This window comes from Delftia sp. 60 (genome assembly GCF_002754395.1).
Lineage (GTDB): Bacteria > Pseudomonadota > Gammaproteobacteria > Burkholderiales > Burkholderiaceae_C > Comamonas > Comamonas acidovorans.
The window spans coordinates 5,662,905-5,679,427 of sequence record NZ_PEFD01000001.1 but is presented as its reverse complement, the minus strand read 5'-3'; the positions used below and the strand labels follow the sequence as shown (position 1 = coordinate 5,679,427).

Genomic DNA, 16,523 nt, shown 5'->3' with positions numbered 1-16,523 from the left:
AGCCCGATGCGGGGTGTAAGTGTTACTTTATGTATTTTTATGGAGGCGCAAGCCATTCGTGTATTGATTTTGTCAAACGGAGCCGACTCGCAATAAGCCAAGGGTTTGCCCTTGCTCCGGGCCTCGTCTGCCCCTTGGACGGGCGCCGCCCGGGCCGGTGGCATGATGCGGCCATGCCCGCCTGGATAGACACCCACTGCCACCTCGATGCTCCCGAATTCGACGCCGACCGCGACGCCGTGCGCGCGCAGGCGGCCGAGACAGGCGTTGCGCATCTGGTGATTCCGGCCGTGGCGCGCGAGCACTGGGACACGGTGGTGGCGCTGGCGCGGCGCCATGGCGACAGCTATGCGCTGGGCATCCATCCGCTGTACACGCCCAATGCCCGCGAGCAGGACATTGCCGCATTGCGCGAGACGCTGGCGCGGTTGCGCGGCGATGCGCAACTGGTGGCCGTGGGCGAGATCGGCCTGGACTTCTTCGTGCCCGGGCTGGATGCAGACCGGCAGATCTGGTTCTACGAGCAGCAGATCGCGCTGGCGCGCGAGTTCGACCTGCCCGTCATCCTGCATGTGCGCAAATCCAGCGACCGGCTGCTCAAGACCCTGCGCGCGCGGCCTGTGGCGGGCGGCATTGCCCATGCCTTCAACGGCAGCGTGCAGCAGGCCCAGGCCTTCATCGACCTGGGCTTCAAGCTGGGCTTTGGCGGGGCCGTGACCTATGACCGGGCGCTCAAGCTGCGCGAGCTGGCAGCCGCCCTGCCGCTGGATGCGCTGGTGCTGGAAACCGATGCCCCCGACATTCCGCCGCACTGGCTCTACACCACGGCCGGGCAGCGTGCCCAGGGCCAGGCCCAGGGCCGCAACACGCCGGCCGAGCTGGCACGCATTGCGGACGTGATTGCGCAGTTGCGCGGCATCACGCCCCAGGCCCTGGCCGAGGCCACGGGCCGCAACGCGCGTGCCGCGCTGCGAGGCCTGCCCGCCATGGCCTGAACCAGGCTGGAGCGGAACCTGAACCTGAGCGGTCTTGCCGCCCGCTGCCAGCAGCCCGGCGACCGCTGGGCGACAATGCCGGCCATGTCCTTGACCGTTCCCGACCTGCCGCCCCCCGGCGCCCCGCGCTGGCAGGGCCTGGCGCCGGTGGCCGATGCGCGGACCCGGGCCCTGGTGCTGGGCAGCTTTCCGGGCCTGCGATCGCTGCAATTGCAGCAGTACTATGCCCATCCGCAAAACCAGTTCTGGCCCTTGCTCCAGGCCCTGTGGCCCGGGCATCCGCAGCCCGGCCGCGACGACTATGCGGGCCGCTGCGAATGGCTGCTGGCCCGCGGCCTGGGCCTGTGGGACGTGTATGCCAGCTGCGAGCGCGAAGGCAGCCTGGACAGCGCCATCCGCGCGGCCGAGGTGAATGATTTCGTGGCGCTGCGCACGCATTGCCCGCAGCTGGCGCTGGCCCTGCACAACGGTGGCGAGAGCTACAAGCATGCCGGCCGCACGCAGGCCCTGGGCCTGGCCGCCGTGAAGCTGCCATCGACCAGCCCGGCCAACGCGAGCTGGAGTTTCGCGCGCAAGGTCCAGGCCTGGCGCGAGGCGCTGGCTGCCCATCAATTGCTCTGATTTTTTGACTGTTCCCGACGTGATACGCAAGACCCGCGGCGCCACCAAGGCAGCCCCATCCTCTTCCTCCAGCGCCACCACCGCCGCAGACGCCGAGCTGCCCGAAGTCAGCGTCTCCGACGATGGCGATGTGCGCCACCTGCACCTGGGCACGCCCTGGATCCAGGGCTCCATGCGCATACGCGAGCCGTTCGAGATCGAGCTCGAATACGTGCAGCGCATGATGGGCTGGCTGCTGTTCATGGAGCCCGCCAGCGTGGCCGGCCGCCATGCCATGCAGCTGGGCCTGGGCGCGGCCGCCATCACCAAGTTCTGCCACAAGAAGCTGCGCATGCGCACCACGGCCATCGAGCTGAACCCGCAGGTGCTGGCCGTGTGCCGCAGCTGGTTCAAGCTGCCGCCCGACAGCGACACGCTGCGCGTGGTGCTGGCCGATGCGGCCCAGGAAATCCGCAAGAGCCAGTGGCTGGGCACGGTCGATGCGCTGGCCGTTGATCTCTATGACCACGATGCGGCCGCGCCCGTGCTGGACAGCGCCGAGTTCTATGCCGACTGCCGCAATCTGCTGACCGACGACGGCATCATGACGGTCAACCTGTTCGGCCGCACCTCCAGCTACGAGCGCAGCCTGGCGCGCATGGCCGAAGCCTTTGGCGAAGAGGCCATGTGGGCCTTCCGCCCCACGCGCGAGGGCAACACCGTGGTGCTGGCCCAGCGCACGCCGCGCGCGCTCGACCCCGCCGCGCTGCAGGCTGCCAGCGCCCAGGTGCAGGCCCGCTGGGACCTGCCTACGACGCGCTGGCCCAAGATCTTCGTGCGGCCCTGGTAGAACGGCCCTGGTAGAGCCGCCCTGGTAGAGCGGGGCTGGCGGGGCAGGGCTGCCGGCAGGCTTACCATAGGGCGCAGTTCAGCTTCCGGCCCAACGCCATGTCCGATCCGACCTCCACCACGCAGCCTAAACCCGCCGTTGTTCCAAGCAATCCTTCGGGGCCCCTGGACTGGCGCAGGCTGGTGCAGTGGCTGCTGGCCGATGGCGTGATCACGGCCGAAGAGGCCCAGCGCACCGTGGCGCGCTGCTCGCAGGCCGAGAGCACCCAGCATCCGCTGGTCCGGCTGGCCAACGTGGGCATGGCCCGCGCCGGCGACGGGCGCGCGCTGGACATCGAGGAGCTGACCCAGTACCTGGCAACCCGCAGCGGCCTGGCCTACCTGCGCATTGATCCGCTGCGCGTGGATGCGGGCCGCGTCGGCGAAATCATGAGCGCCAGCTATGCCGAGCGCCACAAGGTGCTGCCCGTGCAGGTATCGCCGCAGGAAGTGGTGGTGGCCACGGCCGAGCCCTTCATCGACGACTGGGTGGCCGAGGTCGAGCGCCAGGCGCGCCGCAAGGTGCGCCGCGTGCTGGCCAGTCCGCTGGACCTCAAGCGCTACACGGGCGAATTCTTTGCGCTGGCCAAATCGGTGCGCGCAGCCGAGAAGGCGGGCGGCGCCGCCAGCGCGGCCAGCTTCGAGCAGCTGGTGGAGCTGGGCAACAGCAGCAAGCAGCTCGACGCCAACGACCAGGGCGTGGTGCGCGTGGTGGACTGGCTGTGGCAATACGCCTTCGACCAGCGCGCCAGCGACATCCACATGGAGCCCCGGCGCGAGCAGGGCGTGATCCGTTTTCGCATCGACGGCGTGCTCCACCCGGTCTACCAGGTGCCCATGGGCGTGCTCAATGCCATGGTCTCGCGCGTGAAGCTGCTGGGGCGCATGGACGTGGTGGAAAAGCGCCGCCCGCAGGATGGCCGCATCAAGACCCGCAACCCGCGCGGTGACGAGGTGGAAATGCGCCTGTCCACGCTGCCCACGGCCTTTGGCGAGAAGCTGGTGATGCGGATCTTCGATCCCGACAACACGGTCAAGGACCTGGATGCACTGGGCTTCACCAGCCATGACGCCCAGCGCTGGAACGAACTGGTGCGCCGCCCGCACGGCATCATCCTCGTGACCGGGCCCACGGGCTCGGGCAAGACCACCACGCTGTACTCCACGCTCAAGCGGGTGGCCACGGAGGCGGTCAATGTCAGCACCGTGGAAGACCCGATCGAAATGATCGAGCCCAGCTTCAACCAGACCCAGGTGCAGCCACAGCTGGACTTCGGCTTCACCGAGGGACTGCGCTCGCTGATGCGCCAGGACCCGGACATCATTATGGTGGGCGAAATCCGCGACCTGGCCACTGCCGAAATGGCCGTGCAGGCCGCGCTGACCGGCCACCTGGTGTTCTCCACGCTGCACACCAACGATGCGCCCAGTGCCGTGAGCCGGCTGATGGAGCTGGGCGTGCCGCCCTACCTGATCAATGCCACGCTGCTCGGTGTGCTGGCCCAACGCCTGGTGCGCACGCTGTGCCCGCAGTGCAAGCAGCGCGACGAGGAGACCTCGGCCGCCACGCTGGCCGAGGCCGTGCGGCCCTGGAAACTGTCAGGCAGCTACCAGCCCTACAAGCCCGTGGGCTGCGTGGAGTGCCGCATGACAGGCTTTCGCGGGCGCATGGGCCTGTATGAGCTGCTGACTGTGAGCGAGGCGCTCAAGCAGCAGGTCCACACCTCGCCTTCCATGGATGCGCTGCGCCGCCAGGCCGTGCAGGACGGCATGCGCCCGCTGCGCCTGGCAGGTGCCCTGCGCGTGGCCGAAGGCGTGACCACGCTGGACGAGGTCATGGCCAGCACGCCCTTGCTGGGATGATGGGCAGGCGATTGGTGGGTTGGAGCGTGAGTGCCTGCTCTGGCGCAGGCCTTTGACATGGATGGATCGGGTGTCCTCTGCTGGCACCTTTTTTCATTCATGCGGGTAGGACATGAGGGTATGCCCTTTGTAGGTGGAATCCACATCCAGACACAGTTTTTCTGAACGCAAAATCGCCGGGTCGTGATTCCGTAAGGAGACATTCTCGTGAAAATCAAGAGTCAGAAAGACTTTTTTTCGGGCGTGATGTTTTTGGTTATCGGCCTCGCTTTTGCGATCGGCGCTACCAACTACACCGTCGGCACCGGTGCCCGCATGGGCCCGGGCTACTTCCCGCTGATCCTGGGTGTGCTGATGTCCATTCTGGGCACGGCCATCTGCTTCACCGGCCTGACCAAGGGTCCATCGGGCGGTGACAAGATCGGCAAGTGGGCGTGGAAGCAAGTGTTCTTCGTCCTGGCTGCGAACTTCGCGTTCGGCGTACTGCTGGTCGGCGTTCCCAATCTGGGCATTCCCCAGTTCGGTCTGATCGTCGCTATCTACGCGCTGGTGTTCATCGCCAGCCTGGGCGGTCATAGCTTCAAGTTCAAGGAAGTGGCCATTCTGTCCACCGTCCTTGCTGTGGGCAGCTATGTGGCCTTCGTGTGGGCACTGAATCTTCAGTTCCCCGTCTGGCCCAGCTTCATCACCGGTTAAGCAGGAGCATCGTCCGTGGAACTTTTTCAGAACCTGGCGACCGGCTTCGGCGTCGCCTTCACTTTCCAGAACCTGATCTACTGCTTCGTCGGCTGTCTGCTCGGTACGCTCATCGGCGTGCTTCCAGGCATCGGCCCCGTGGCAACGATCGCCATGCTGCTGCCAGCAACCTACGCCCTGCCTCCGGTGGCGGCGCTGATCATGCTGGCCGGTATTTACTACGGTGCGCAGTACGGTGGCTCGACCACCGCCATTTTGGTGAACCTGCCTGGTGAATCCTCGTCCGTGGTGACCGTGATCGACGGCTACCAGATGGCAAGAAAGGGGCGAGCGGGACCCGCTCTCGCTGCCGCAGGCATAGGCTCGTTCTTCGCAGGTTGCGTGGGCACCGTGATCCTGGCCGCCTTCGCGCCTCCGCTGACGGAAGTCGCCTTCAAGTTCGGCCCTGCCGAGTACTTCTCCCTGATGACCCTGGGCCTGATCGGCGCCGTGGTGCTGGCTTCGGGCTCGCTGCTCAAGGCCATTGCCATGATCGTGCTGGGCCTGCTGCTGGGCATGGTCGGCACCGACGTGAACTCCGGCGTTGCCCGCTACAGCTTCGACATTCCCGAGCTGACCGACGGTATCGACTTCGTCGTGATCGCCATGGGTGTGTTCGGCTACGGCGAAATCATTGCCAACCTGTCCAAGCCTGAAGACGAGCGCGAAGTGTTCGCCGCCAAGGTGACGGGCCTGATGCCCACGAAGGAAGACTTCAAGCACATGATTCCGGCCATGCTGCGCGGCACGGCCCTGGGTTCTGCCCTGGGTATCCTGCCCGGTGGCGGTGCCATGCTGTCGGCCTTTGCTGCCTACACGATCGAGAAGAAGACCAAGCTCAAGCCGGGCGAAGTCCCCTTCGGTCAAGGCAACATCCGCGGCGTGTGCGCTCCCGAGTCGGCCAACAACGCCGGTTCGCAGACCTCCTTCATCCCGCTGCTGACGCTGGGCATTCCGCCCAACGCCGTGATGGCGCTGATGGTGGGCGCGATGACCATCCACAACATCCAGCCGGGCCCGCAGGTGATGACCAGCAACCCCGAGCTGTTCTGGGGCCTGATCGCCTCGATGTGGATCGGCAACCTGATGCTGATCGTGCTGAACCTGCCGCTGATCGGCATCTGGATCAAGCTGCTGACCGTGCCTTACCGCTGGCTGTTCCCGTCCATCGTGCTGTTCTGCGCGATCGGCGTGTACGGTACCAACAACAACACCTGGGACGTGTGGATGGTGGGTATCTTCGGCTTCGTGGGCTATGTGTTCCACAAGCTGGGCACCGAACCTGCTCCCTTGCTGCTGGGCTTCATCCTGGGCCCGATGATGGAAGAGAACCTGCGCCGGGCGCTGCTGCTGTCGCGTGGCGACTGGAGCGTGTTCGTGACCCGTCCGATCTCGGCCGGCCTGCTGCTCGCCGCTGTGGTGCTGCTGGTGGTGGTGCTGATGCCTGCAGTGAAGAACAAGCGCGAAGAAGCATTCGTAGAGGATTGATCGCCTCAGCGTTGCAACCATGTTGCTTGACGGCCCTTCGGGGCCGTTTTTTTTGGTCAACAAGCGATCCCGGTGGAAAGCTGTTGATCCCGGATGCCTGGGAGCCGACGCGCCCGTGACTGCACAATAGCGCGCAGTCTTTCGAGGTCACGATGTCCCCACTACTGTCATCCCAGCACCCGCAGCGCGTGCTGCTGCACAACGAGATCCACGCCCGCCCCGCCGAGGAGATGCAGGCGCCGCTGGCCATCACCCATGTGGTGATGCTCACCGATGCGGCCCAGCGCGAGGCCAGCCGCGCCCATGTGGCCACCCTGCTGCGCAACCACCACCTGCCGCCGCCCGATGCAGCGACCACCCATGTGCTGATCGACCTGGGCGCCTTTCACCTGCGCTGGGAACTGCACACGGAGTTCGTCTGCTGGACCTTCAGCAAGCCCATGTCGCAGGCCGGCATGGACGATGTGCGCGAGCCCGAGGCCGCCATCGACTACGTGCCGCGCGACTGGCTGGCTGCCTTGCCCGGCCAGTGCCTGAGCGGCCTGCACCTGTGGGCCTTGCAGGAGCAGGCAATCAATGAGCCGCATCTGGTGCGCCACCTGCTGCAGGAAGACACGCTGGTGGGTGCGCGCGTGGCCGGCGATGCGGGCAAGGTCTACACCGACTTCGCCATCCATGCCGATGGCTTCTCGCGCATGCTGCTGCTGGCCGGCGAGTCATTGTCGCCACGCCGCCTGGGGCGGCTGGTGCAGCGGCTGCTGGAGATCGAGACCTACCGCATGGCGGCCCTGCTGGGCCTGCCGGCAGCCCGCCAGGCCGCTGCCGTACTGGCCACGGCCGAGCGGGATCTGGCGGCCCTGGCCCATTCCATCCGTCTTGCCGACCGCGATGCCGAGCCGGCACTGCTGGACCGGCTGACACGCCTGGCCGGGCAGGTGGAGAGCGAATACGCCACCACGCATTCGCGCTTTTCCGCCAGCGCGGCCTATTTCGAACTGGTGGACAAGCGCATTCAGGACATCCAGGAATCGCGCATCGACGGCATACAGACCATCCGCGAGTTCATGGACCGGCGCCTGACGCCGGCGCGCAGCACCTGCGAATGGGCAGCGCGGCGGCAGAACGCGCTGTCCGAGCGCGTCTCGCGCGTCAGCAGCCTGCTGCGCACGCGGGTGGAGATCGAGCAGCAGCAAAGCAGCCAGCAGTTGCTGGGCGCCATGAACCAGCGCCAGGACATGCAGTTGAAGTTGCAGTCCACGGTGGAAGGCCTGTCCGTGGCCGCCATCACCTACTACTTCACGGGCCTGATCAGCTACCTGGCCAAGGGCGCCAAGACGCTGGGCTGGCCCTGGTCGCCGGAGAGCACGGCCGCCGTCGCCATTCCCGTGGTGGCACTGGGCGTATGGTGGTCGCTGCGCAGGCTGCACCACAGATTGTTCCGTGGCCAGCACGGGTCCGGCACGCACTGAAGGGAGCTCCCGCAGCCCCGTCCATGCGCCTGTGTTCCCCTGCACCGGCGTTTTCGCGTTTTCACACGTTTGGCGTGAAAGCATCGAAGCCTCGCGCACAATGTGCGCTGCCGTTCTGCAAGGATCGAGCAAGGCTTTTTTTGTTCAGGAGTGAGACATGGATCTGGGAATCGCGGGCAAGTGGGCCCTGGTATGTGGCGCCAGCAAGGGACTGGGCTTTGGCTGTGCCAAGGCGCTGGCGCAAGAGGGCGTGAACCTGGTGATCAATGCGCGCAATCCCGAGGCCCTGCAGGAGGCTGCGGCCAGCCTCGCCGCCCTGGCGCCGCAGGTGAAGGTGCTGGCCGTGGCGGCCGACATCACCACCGAGGAAGGCCGCGCCGCCGTGCTGTCGGCAGCCGGCGGCCCGGGCGTGGATTTCGACATCGTCGTCACCAATGCCGGCGGCCCGCCGCCCGGTGATTTCCGCGACTGGGACCGCGCGGCCTGGCTCAAGGCCGTGGACGCCAACATGCTCACGCCCATCGAGCTGATCAAGGCCACGGTGGACGGCATGGCGGCGCGCGGATTCGGCCGCATCGTCAACATCACCTCCAGCGCCGTGAAGGCGCCCATCGACATCCTGGGCCTGTCCAATGGCGCGCGCAGCGGCCTCACGGGCTTTGTGGCGGGCCTGGCGCGCAGCGGCATCGCGGCCAAGGGCGTGACCATCAACAACCTGCTGCCCGGCAAGTTCGACACCGATCGCCTGCGCACCACCTTCACGGCCGCCGCCAACAAGAGCGGCAAGAGCCTGGACGATGTGCGCCTGGTGCAGCAATCCCAGGTGCCGGCCCGCCGCTTCGGCACGCCCGATGAATTCGGCGCCATCTGTGCCTTCCTGTGCAGCGCGCACGCAGGCTACATGACGGGTCAGAACATCCTGCCCGACGGCGGCCTGTACGCAGGAACCTTCTGATGCGCCGGTGCACTGCCTCCATGAACGGGTCCAGGGCCGGCAAGGCCCGGGAAATGGTCCCTTGCATGGCTGCGCAGTGCCGAGCGGTCCATGGGCAGGGGCGGCCTTGACAGTCCCGTTCCTGCATCGTGGCCAGCGGCCTTGCCGCAGCCTGCCCATTCCAAACGCCATGCAGGGAGCCCGGAGATGACGGGCCAGTCCCATCAGACGGACTGGGCGGCGGCCGACCCCGTCCGCGCGCCCGGCCCGGCAGCGGCCGCAAGCCCTGCGCGCATGCGCCATACCCTGGCGCTGATGCTGGTGCTGCTGACGGTGGCCCTGGCGGCCGCCATGGTCTGGCTGCTCAGCGGCATGCGGACCACGGCGCAGGAGGAGGCTTCGCTGCGCCTGGTGCGCTTTGTGCTGGGCACCGAGGCGGCCATCAGCCGCAGCCTGGAATCCCTGGATGCCCTGGCGCTGGGCGTGGATGAACTGCTGGGTTCGCGCAACCCCGCATCGGCATCGCAGCCGCAACTGCAGGAAATGCTGCACACCATGGTGCGGCAGAACACGCTGGCGCAGCGCGCCTCGGTGCACGATATCCAGGGCCGGGAACTGGCCGCTTCGGGCGATGGCCCGGTCATCGACCTGCCTGCGCAGGCCTGGGAGCGCCTGGCGGGCCAAAGCCGCTCCGAATTGCTGGCAAGTCCACCCTCCGTCGCGCCGCAGGTGCCGGGTGGCGAGCGCATGCTGTACCTTGTGCGACCCCTGAGCCGGGCGGAGCAGGGCGGCTATGTGCTGATGCAGGTGCCGGCTGCGGCGCTGGGCGCCGTGCTGGCCCAGGGCGGCGTGCTGGACGGCCTGGAGGTCACGCTGGAGCAGGGCAGCGGCGAGCTGCTGCTGTCCATGCCCCAGTATGGCGATGTCGCCGCTGTGCGGCTGCTGCCGACGACGTCGCAGCTGCCGTCCAGCGGCGTCATGCACATGGCCGCACGCCTGAGCCGCGTGCCCGCCCTGGTGGCTGCGCATCCACTGCCCAAGGGACATCTGTGGGTCACGGCCAGCCTGCCCATGTCCTCCGTGCTGGCCGGCTGGCGCGTGGCTGCCTGGCTGATGGTGCTGGCCGTGATGATCTTCGGCGTGCTGCTGGCCGTGCTGGGCTGGACCGTGCACCGCTACATGGACCGCCTGCATGCCGCGCGGCGCCAGGCCCAGCGGTCCGAGCAGTGGCTGGACCAGGCGCTGGACAGCATGGTCAGCGGCTTTCTGCTGCTGGATTCGCAGCAGCGCGTGCTGCGCTGGAACCGCTGCTACGAGGAAATGTTCCCCTGGCACGCGGACCAGCTGGAGCCTGGGCGGCCCCTGCAATCGCTGCTCGATTCCTGCCCCAGCGCCGTGGGTCTGGCGGCGGCGCCGGCGCAGGCCGACGAGGCCAAGGACCTGCACCGCCAACTGGTGCTGCGGCCTGGCGTGCCCTTTGAGCAGCAACTGCCCAGCGGCCGCTTTGTCCAGATGACGGCACGGCTGGCCGCCGAGGACGGCGTGGTCATCACCTACAACGATGTCACCGATATCCGGCTGGCCACGGCCGAGATCGAGAGCCTGGCCTTCTACGATCCACTGACCAGCCTGCCCAATCGCCGCCTGCTGCTGGACCGCCTGGCCCAGGCCACGGTGCTGGCCGCACGCGAAGGCTGGACCGGGGCGCTGCTGTTCCTGGACCTGGACCAGTTCAAGATGCTCAACGACACGCTGGGCCACGAAGTGGGCGACCAGCTGCTGCAGCAGGTGGCGCACCGCCTGCGCAGCGCCGTGCGATCTTCGGACACGGTGGCGCGCCTTGGGGGGGATGAGTTCGTGGTCATGCTCTGCGAGCTATCGCACGAGCCTGCCGAGGCGGCCACGCTGGCCCAGCGCATCGGCGAGAAGATCCTGGCGCGGCTCAACCAGTCCTATGTGCTGGGCGCCCACCTGCACCGCAGCGCCTGCAGCATTGGCGCCACGCTGTTCGGCCGCCAGCCGCAATCGGCGGCCGAGCTGCTCAAGCAGGCCGACATCGCCATGTACCAGATCAAGGCGCGCAACGGCAGCGGCCTGTGCTTCTTCGATCCGCAGATGCAGGTGGAAATCCACCAGCGCGTGCGCATGGAAGGCGACCTGCGCCAGGCCCTGGCGCAGTCCCAGTTCGAACTGCACTACCAGCCCCAGTTCACGCTGGCCGGCGAGGTCATAGGCGCCGAAGCCCTGCTGCGCTGGCGCCACCCCGAACGCGGCCTAGTGCCGCCCGGCATGTTCATTGCCGTGGCCGAGGAAAGCGAGATCATCGTGCCGCTGGGCATGTGGGTGATCCGCACGGCCTGCGAGCAACTGGCGATCTGGCAAAAGGATGCGCGGCTGCGCCATCTGCAGGTGGCCGTGAATGTCAGTGCCCGCCAGTTCCGGCACCAGGACTTTGCCTCCCAGGTCATCGAGCAGGTGCGCAATGCCGGCATTGCGCCCCATCTGCTCAAGCTGGAGCTGACCGAGTCGCTGGTGATCGAGAACGTGCAGGAGTCCATCGACAAGATGAAGCAGCTGCGCAGCCATGGCGTGTGCTTTTCCATGGACGACTTCGGCACCGGTCACTCCTCGCTGACCTATCTCACCCAGCTGCCGCTGAACCAGCTCAAGATCGACCAGTCCTTCGTGCGCCACCTGGGCTTGCGCCATACCGATGACGTGATCGTGCAGACCATCATCGGCATGGCGCGCAACCTGAACCTGGATGTGATCGCCGAAGGCGTGGAGACCCTGGAGCAGCGCGCCCTGCTCGCGCACTACGGCTGCGAGTATTTCCAGGGCTACCTGTTCAGCCCGCCCGTGCCCATACGCGCGTTCGAGCAGCTGCTGGCCAAGGTGCCCGTGCGCACCGTGGCGCATGGCCTGCCAAAGGCTATCCCCGGCGCGAAGACACCATGATGCCGCCCACGATGAGCGCGAAGGCCAGCCCGTGGTACAGCTGCGGCGTCTGGCCCAGCAGCGGAATGGACAGCAAGGCGGTGAACAGGGGCATCAGATTGCCGAAGAAGCCCGCCACCGCAGGGCTGCTGCGCTGCACGCCCAGGCCCCAGAAGCGATAGGCCAGGATGGCCGGCCCGACGGCGATGAACAGCAGAGCACCCAGCAGCGGCCACCCTGCCTGAAGGTGAAACCGTCCCGATGCAGCCTCCAGTCCCGTGAACAGGCCGGACCACATCAGGCCGAAGACCATCTGTGCCAGCAGAAAGCCCGACCAGTCCGCGCGCAGCTGTCCTGACACGCTGGTCCTGGACAGCAGCCACGTATAGAAGGCCCACAGGATCGTGGCCAGCACCATGAACAGGTCGCCCGGCACCAGCTGCAGCTGGCGCAGCACCTGCGGATCGCCGCGTGACAGCACCACGGCCACGCCCAGCACCGACAGCGCGGCCCCCAGCAACTGGCGGCGGCTCACGGCAATGCCCCAGCAGATGCGGCCCACGGCCAGCATCCACACCGGCATGCTGGAGCCGACCAGGGTGGCGTTCAGCGGCGTCGATGTTTTCAGCGCCAGGTACAGCAGGGCGTTGTAGCAGCCGATGCCCAGCAATCCCAGCAGCGCGAACTGGCGCCACTGCGGCCAGACGGCGCTGTCCCGGCGCAGCACCCATCCCGCCAGCGGCAGCAGCAGCATGAAGGCAATGGCCCAGCGCAGGAAATTCAGCGCGAAGGGCGAGATCAGGTCATGGACCATGCGGCCCACGATGGCATTGCCGGCCCACAGCAGCGGCGGCAGCGTCAGGATGGCGGCGGTGGAAGGCTTCAGCGGCTGGCTCATCGGGATCATCCGGCTTTCGGGCTCGCCACTATAGGCGTTGCGCGCTCTTTGCGCCGAGCATGCGTTGCCGTCTTCCGCGAGGCGGGCCGAAACATGGCACGATGCCGCTCTTGTCGCTTTTTGCAGGAGTGCTCCCATGGGTATTGCAGTGCAGATCCGCCACAACGGCGGCCCCGAAGTCCTGGAGCTGGTGCAGGTCGCCGTGGGCGAGCCCGGGCCAGGCGAGGTACGCATACGCCACCATGCGGTGGGCCTGAACTTCATCGATGTGTACCAGCGCTCGGGCCTGTACTCGCTGCCCATGCCCTTGAGCCTGGGCATGGAAGGCGCAGGCGTGGTCGAGGCCGTGGGGGCCGGCGTGGAGCACCTGGGCGTGGGCGATCGCGTGGCCTATGCCAGCAATCCTCCGGGCAGCTACAGCGAAGTGCGCGTCATGCCCGCCATGTGCGTGTGCCGCCTGCCCGATGCCATTGCGTTCGAGACGGCTGCCGCCATGATGCTCAAGGGCCTGACCGCCCAGTACCTGCTCAAGAAATGCATTCCGGTCGAGGGCCTGGCACCGGGTGATGCCGTGCTGTTCCATGCGGCGGCCGGTGGCGTGGGCCTGATCGCCTGCCAATGGGCCAGGGCCCTGGGCCTGCAGCTCATCGCCACTGCAGGCTCAGACGAGAAGTGCGCGCTGGCCCTGGCCAACGGTGCAGCCCATGCCATCAACTACCGCAGCGAGAACTTCGCCGAGCGCGTGCAGGAGATCACGGGCGGCCAGGGTGTGAAGGTGGTCTATGACAGCGTGGGCAAGGACACCTGGGAAGGCTCGCTGGCCTGCCTGCGGCGCTTCGGCCTGTTGGTGAGCTTCGGTAACGCCTCGGGCCCCGTGGCGCCTTTCGCTCCTGCCGTGTTGGCGGCCAAGTCGCTGTATGTGACGCGCCAGACTCTGTTCTCCCACATCACCAGCCGCGAGGCCACCCAGGCGATGGCCGACGATCTGTTCGCCGTGGTGGAAAGCGGTGCCGTGAAGATCCATATCGACCAGCGCTATCCGCTGGCCGAGGTGCGCCAGGCACACCTGGACCTGGAGGCGCGCAAGACCACGGGCTCGACCATCCTGCTGCCATGAGTGTGTCAAAGCACCTTGCCGACCCGGCCGTGAAGGCCTGGCTGGACCGCCTGCGCGCCGACACGCGCCAGCCCGCGCTGCAGCCGCGCCGGCCGTTGCTGGTGGCCGGGCAGGAAACTGGTTCGCTGGAAGACGGCCTGGCCGCGCTGCTGCCGGACGATGTGATGCATGCCCACGGCGTGGCACTGCGCCTGCAGGCCGGCCAATGGCATCTGCAAGGCCAGGGCGATGCCACGGTCCTGCTCAACGCCCTGGCCCGGGTGCTGCGTGCCACGGGCCACAGCGGCCCCTGGCGCGATGAGCAACTGGCCGTGTGCAACGTCCAGGGCCAGCGCATTGCCACCGTGGAGCGCGGCGCCGTGCGTCCGCTGGGCATTGCCACCCAGGCCGTGCATCTGGTGGGCGAGACAGCCGATGGCCGCATCTGGGTGCAGCAGCGCGCCGACAACAAGCCCACCAACCCCGGCATGTGGGACACGCTGATGGGCGGCATGGTGGCCGCGTGCGATACCGTGGCCGAGGCCGTGGAGCGTGAAACCTGGGAAGAGGCCGGCCTGCGCGTGGCCGAGCTGCAGGGCCTGCGCCATGGCGGCCATGTGCTGTTCGAGCGCCCCAGTGACGAGGCCGAGGGCCGGGGCTTCATGCGCGAGCGCATCGACTGGTTCGGCGCCACCGTGCCGCCGGCGCTGGAGCCCGGCAACCAGGATGGCGAGGTCCAGGCCTTTGCGCTGATCGAGCGCGACCAGCTCGTCGAATGGCTCCTGCAGGGCCGCTTCACGCCCGAGGCCGCCCAGGTGCTGGCGGCCTGGCTGGGCTGGTGAAACGCTTCAGCGCGCCGTCTTGTTCAGTGCCGATTCCTTGAGCCGGCTGGGCGCCAGGGCGCCGGCCGATTCGAGGATGGGGTAGGCCACCGAGCACAGCAGCGAGTTGATGCGCTTGAGATCGCTGATCAGGTCGATGTGCAGCGAGCTGGTCTCTATGCTGGAGACGGTGTTGTCGGACAGGCGCGCCAGGTGGGTGGCCGAGTAGGCCAGCTCCAGGTCGCGGAAACGCGCCTTTTCCTCCAGCAGCTTCTGCGCCTCGCGCACATTGCCGTTGAGGAACACGCTCATTGCCAGGCGCAGGTTGTCCAGCAGGTGGTGCAGCAGCTCGCGGATCTCCTGCGTGCCGGCCTCGGAGAACTGGCGGCCCTTCTTGATCTTCTTGTCCTCGATGTCCAGCAGAACGCGCTCGATGATGTCGCCGATCTGCTCCATGTTGATGGTGAAGCTGATGATTTCCGTCCAGCGCTGGCCCTCGCGCTCATCCAGTTCGGCGCGCGAGATCTTGGTCATGTAGTACTTGATGGCCGAGTACAGATCGTCCACCGTGCCTTCAAGCTCGCGCAGCTCCTGGGACAGCTTGAGGTCGTCGGTCTCCAGCACGCGCTGCATGCCGATCAGCATGGACTCGACCATGTCAGCCTGGTGCAGGGCCTCGCGCGCGGCGCAGGAAATGGCCAGCGACGGCGTGCTCAGCGCCGAGGGGTCGAGGTGGCGGGGCCGCAGCAGGCTGGTGGAGCTGGCCTCGGGCTTGGGCAGCAGGGCCGTCACCCAGCGCGCCACGGTCTGCGTGAGGCCAATGAAGCACAGGCTGTTGAAGATATTGAAGGCCAGGTGGAACAGCACGATGTTCTGGCCCTTGCCGTCGATCATCGGCATCACGTAGGTGGCCCACAGCCCCAGGAAGGGCGCGACGATGGCCACCCCCATGATCTTGAACAGCATGTTGCCGATGGTGACCTGGCGCACTTCGGTGCTGGACTTGGCCGTGGTCAGCACGGCCACCAGGCCGCTGCCGATATTGGCGCCCAGCGTCAGGCCCAGTGCCACTTCCATGGGAATAGCGCCCGAGCTGGCCATGGCCGCGATCAGCAGCACGATGGCCAGGCTGGAATAGGCCATCACGGCCAGCAGCGCACCCAGCAGCAACTCCATGAAGATATCGCTGGTGACCGAGCCCAGCAGGGTGCGCACGGCGGGGGCTTCCAGCAGCGGCTCGGTGGCCTCGACCACCAGGCGCAGCGCCAGCAGCATCACGCCCAGGCCGATCAGCACGCGGCCTATGCGCCCGGCCGTGGTGTCCTGGCGGGTGATGAACAGCACCACGCCCACGAAGATGAACAGAGGCGACAGCCAGGACAGGTCGGTGGAGAACAGCACGGCCATCAGCGCCGTGCCCACGTCGGCGCCACGCATCACGGCCAGCGCGGCCGGCAGCGAGATCAGGCCCTGGCCCACGAAGGCCGAGGTCATCAGCGAGGTGGCCGTGCTCGACTGCACCAGCGCAGTCACACCCAAGCCCGACAGCGCAGCCGAGAAACGGTTGCTCATGCTGTGGGCGAGCAGGTCGCGCAGATTGGCGCCGAACACCCGCAGCACGCCGGTGCGGACCATGTGCGTGCCCCAGACCAGCAGGGCGATGGCGGCCAGTAGATTGAGTAAGTGCTTCATGTGCTGTGAGCGGAGAAGCGGACCAATATAACCCCGGTCCCGGCTTGCGCGCAGGAGAGTCGGCCGCATGAGCGCACAGTTTGGTGCGAAATAAAGAAAATTGTAGA

General features: G+C 67.1%; 13 protein-coding genes. 11 read left to right on the top strand and 2 right to left on the bottom strand.

Features of this window, described 5'->3' with window-relative positions; translation table 11 throughout:
* Positions 1-173: 173 nt before the first annotated feature.
* The 9 genes from CLV01_RS25565 (at position 174) to CLV01_RS25525 (ending at position 11,930) form a co-directional block, all read left to right on the top strand.
* A complete protein-coding gene (locus CLV01_RS25565) occupies positions 174-995 on the top strand; it encodes a TatD family hydrolase (RefSeq protein WP_013800887.1) in 822 nt (273 codons plus the stop codon).
* Positions 996-1,070: 75 nt separating this feature from the next.
* Positions 1,071-1,616 (top strand): DNA-deoxyinosine glycosylase, encoded by a 546-nt coding sequence (locus CLV01_RS25560; protein ID WP_012207195.1) that lies wholly within the window; start codon positions 1,071-1,073, stop codon positions 1,614-1,616.
* 19 nt (positions 1,617-1,635) lie between these two features.
* Positions 1,636-2,445, top strand: a complete 810-nt coding sequence (locus CLV01_RS25555) for a spermidine synthase (RefSeq protein ID WP_099732929.1) — start codon at positions 1,636-1,638, stop codon at positions 2,443-2,445.
* Positions 2,446-2,543: 98 nt separating this feature from the next.
* Positions 2,544-4,346, top strand: a complete 1,803-nt coding sequence (locus tag CLV01_RS25550) for a GspE/PulE family protein (protein ID WP_063328194.1) — start codon at positions 2,544-2,546, stop codon at positions 4,344-4,346.
* A gap of 207 nt (positions 4,347-4,553) precedes the next feature.
* Entirely contained in the window at positions 4,554-5,042 is a 489-nt protein-coding gene (locus CLV01_RS25545; protein ID WP_013800891.1) for a tripartite tricarboxylate transporter TctB family protein, read from the top strand.
* 15 nt (positions 5,043-5,057) lie between these two features.
* Complete coding sequence (locus tag CLV01_RS25540; RefSeq protein WP_012207191.1) at positions 5,058-6,569, top strand: tripartite tricarboxylate transporter permease; 1,512 nt, start codon at positions 5,058-5,060, stop codon at positions 6,567-6,569.
* Between the two features lie 152 nt (positions 6,570-6,721).
* Positions 6,722-8,038, top strand: coding sequence for a DUF3422 family protein (locus CLV01_RS25535; RefSeq protein ID WP_097201498.1), 1,317 nt, complete (start codon positions 6,722-6,724; stop codon positions 8,036-8,038).
* 157 nt (positions 8,039-8,195) lie between these two features.
* On the top strand, positions 8,196-8,993 hold the full coding sequence (locus CLV01_RS25530) for an SDR family oxidoreductase (RefSeq protein WP_013800893.1): 798 nt from the start codon (positions 8,196-8,198) through the stop codon (positions 8,991-8,993).
* Positions 8,994-9,179: 186 nt separating this feature from the next.
* The gene (locus CLV01_RS25525) at positions 9,180-11,930 is read left to right on the top strand and encodes a bifunctional diguanylate cyclase/phosphodiesterase (protein WP_043825030.1); all 2,751 of its coding nucleotides are present in this window, start codon (positions 9,180-9,182) and stop codon (positions 11,928-11,930) included.
* Here the strand turns inward: CLV01_RS25525 and CLV01_RS25520 are convergent.
* Positions 11,905-12,807, bottom strand: coding sequence for a DMT family transporter (locus CLV01_RS25520; protein ID WP_099732930.1), 903 nt, complete (start codon positions 12,805-12,807; stop codon positions 11,905-11,907). The two genes, CLV01_RS25525 and CLV01_RS25520, sit on opposite strands and share 26 nt — an antisense overlap.
* Before the next feature lie 136 nt (positions 12,808-12,943).
* On the opposite strand from CLV01_RS25520, the gene CLV01_RS25515 reads away from it, so the two are divergent.
* Entirely contained in the window at positions 12,944-13,924 is a 981-nt protein-coding gene (locus CLV01_RS25515) for a quinone oxidoreductase family protein (RefSeq protein WP_034396808.1), read from the top strand.
* Entirely contained in the window at positions 13,921-14,745 is an 825-nt protein-coding gene (locus tag CLV01_RS25510) for an NUDIX hydrolase (RefSeq protein WP_099732931.1), read from the top strand. Before CLV01_RS25515 ends, CLV01_RS25510 begins: the two co-directional genes overlap by 4 nt.
* A gap of 6 nt (positions 14,746-14,751) precedes the next feature.
* Here the strand turns inward: CLV01_RS25510 and CLV01_RS25505 are convergent, their stop codons facing one another.
* Positions 14,752-16,416: a Na/Pi cotransporter family protein gene (locus tag CLV01_RS25505; protein ID WP_013800898.1), complete on the bottom strand. Its 1,665-nt coding sequence runs from the start codon at positions 16,414-16,416 to the stop codon at positions 14,752-14,754.
* Between the last annotated feature and the right edge of the window lie 107 nt (positions 16,417-16,523).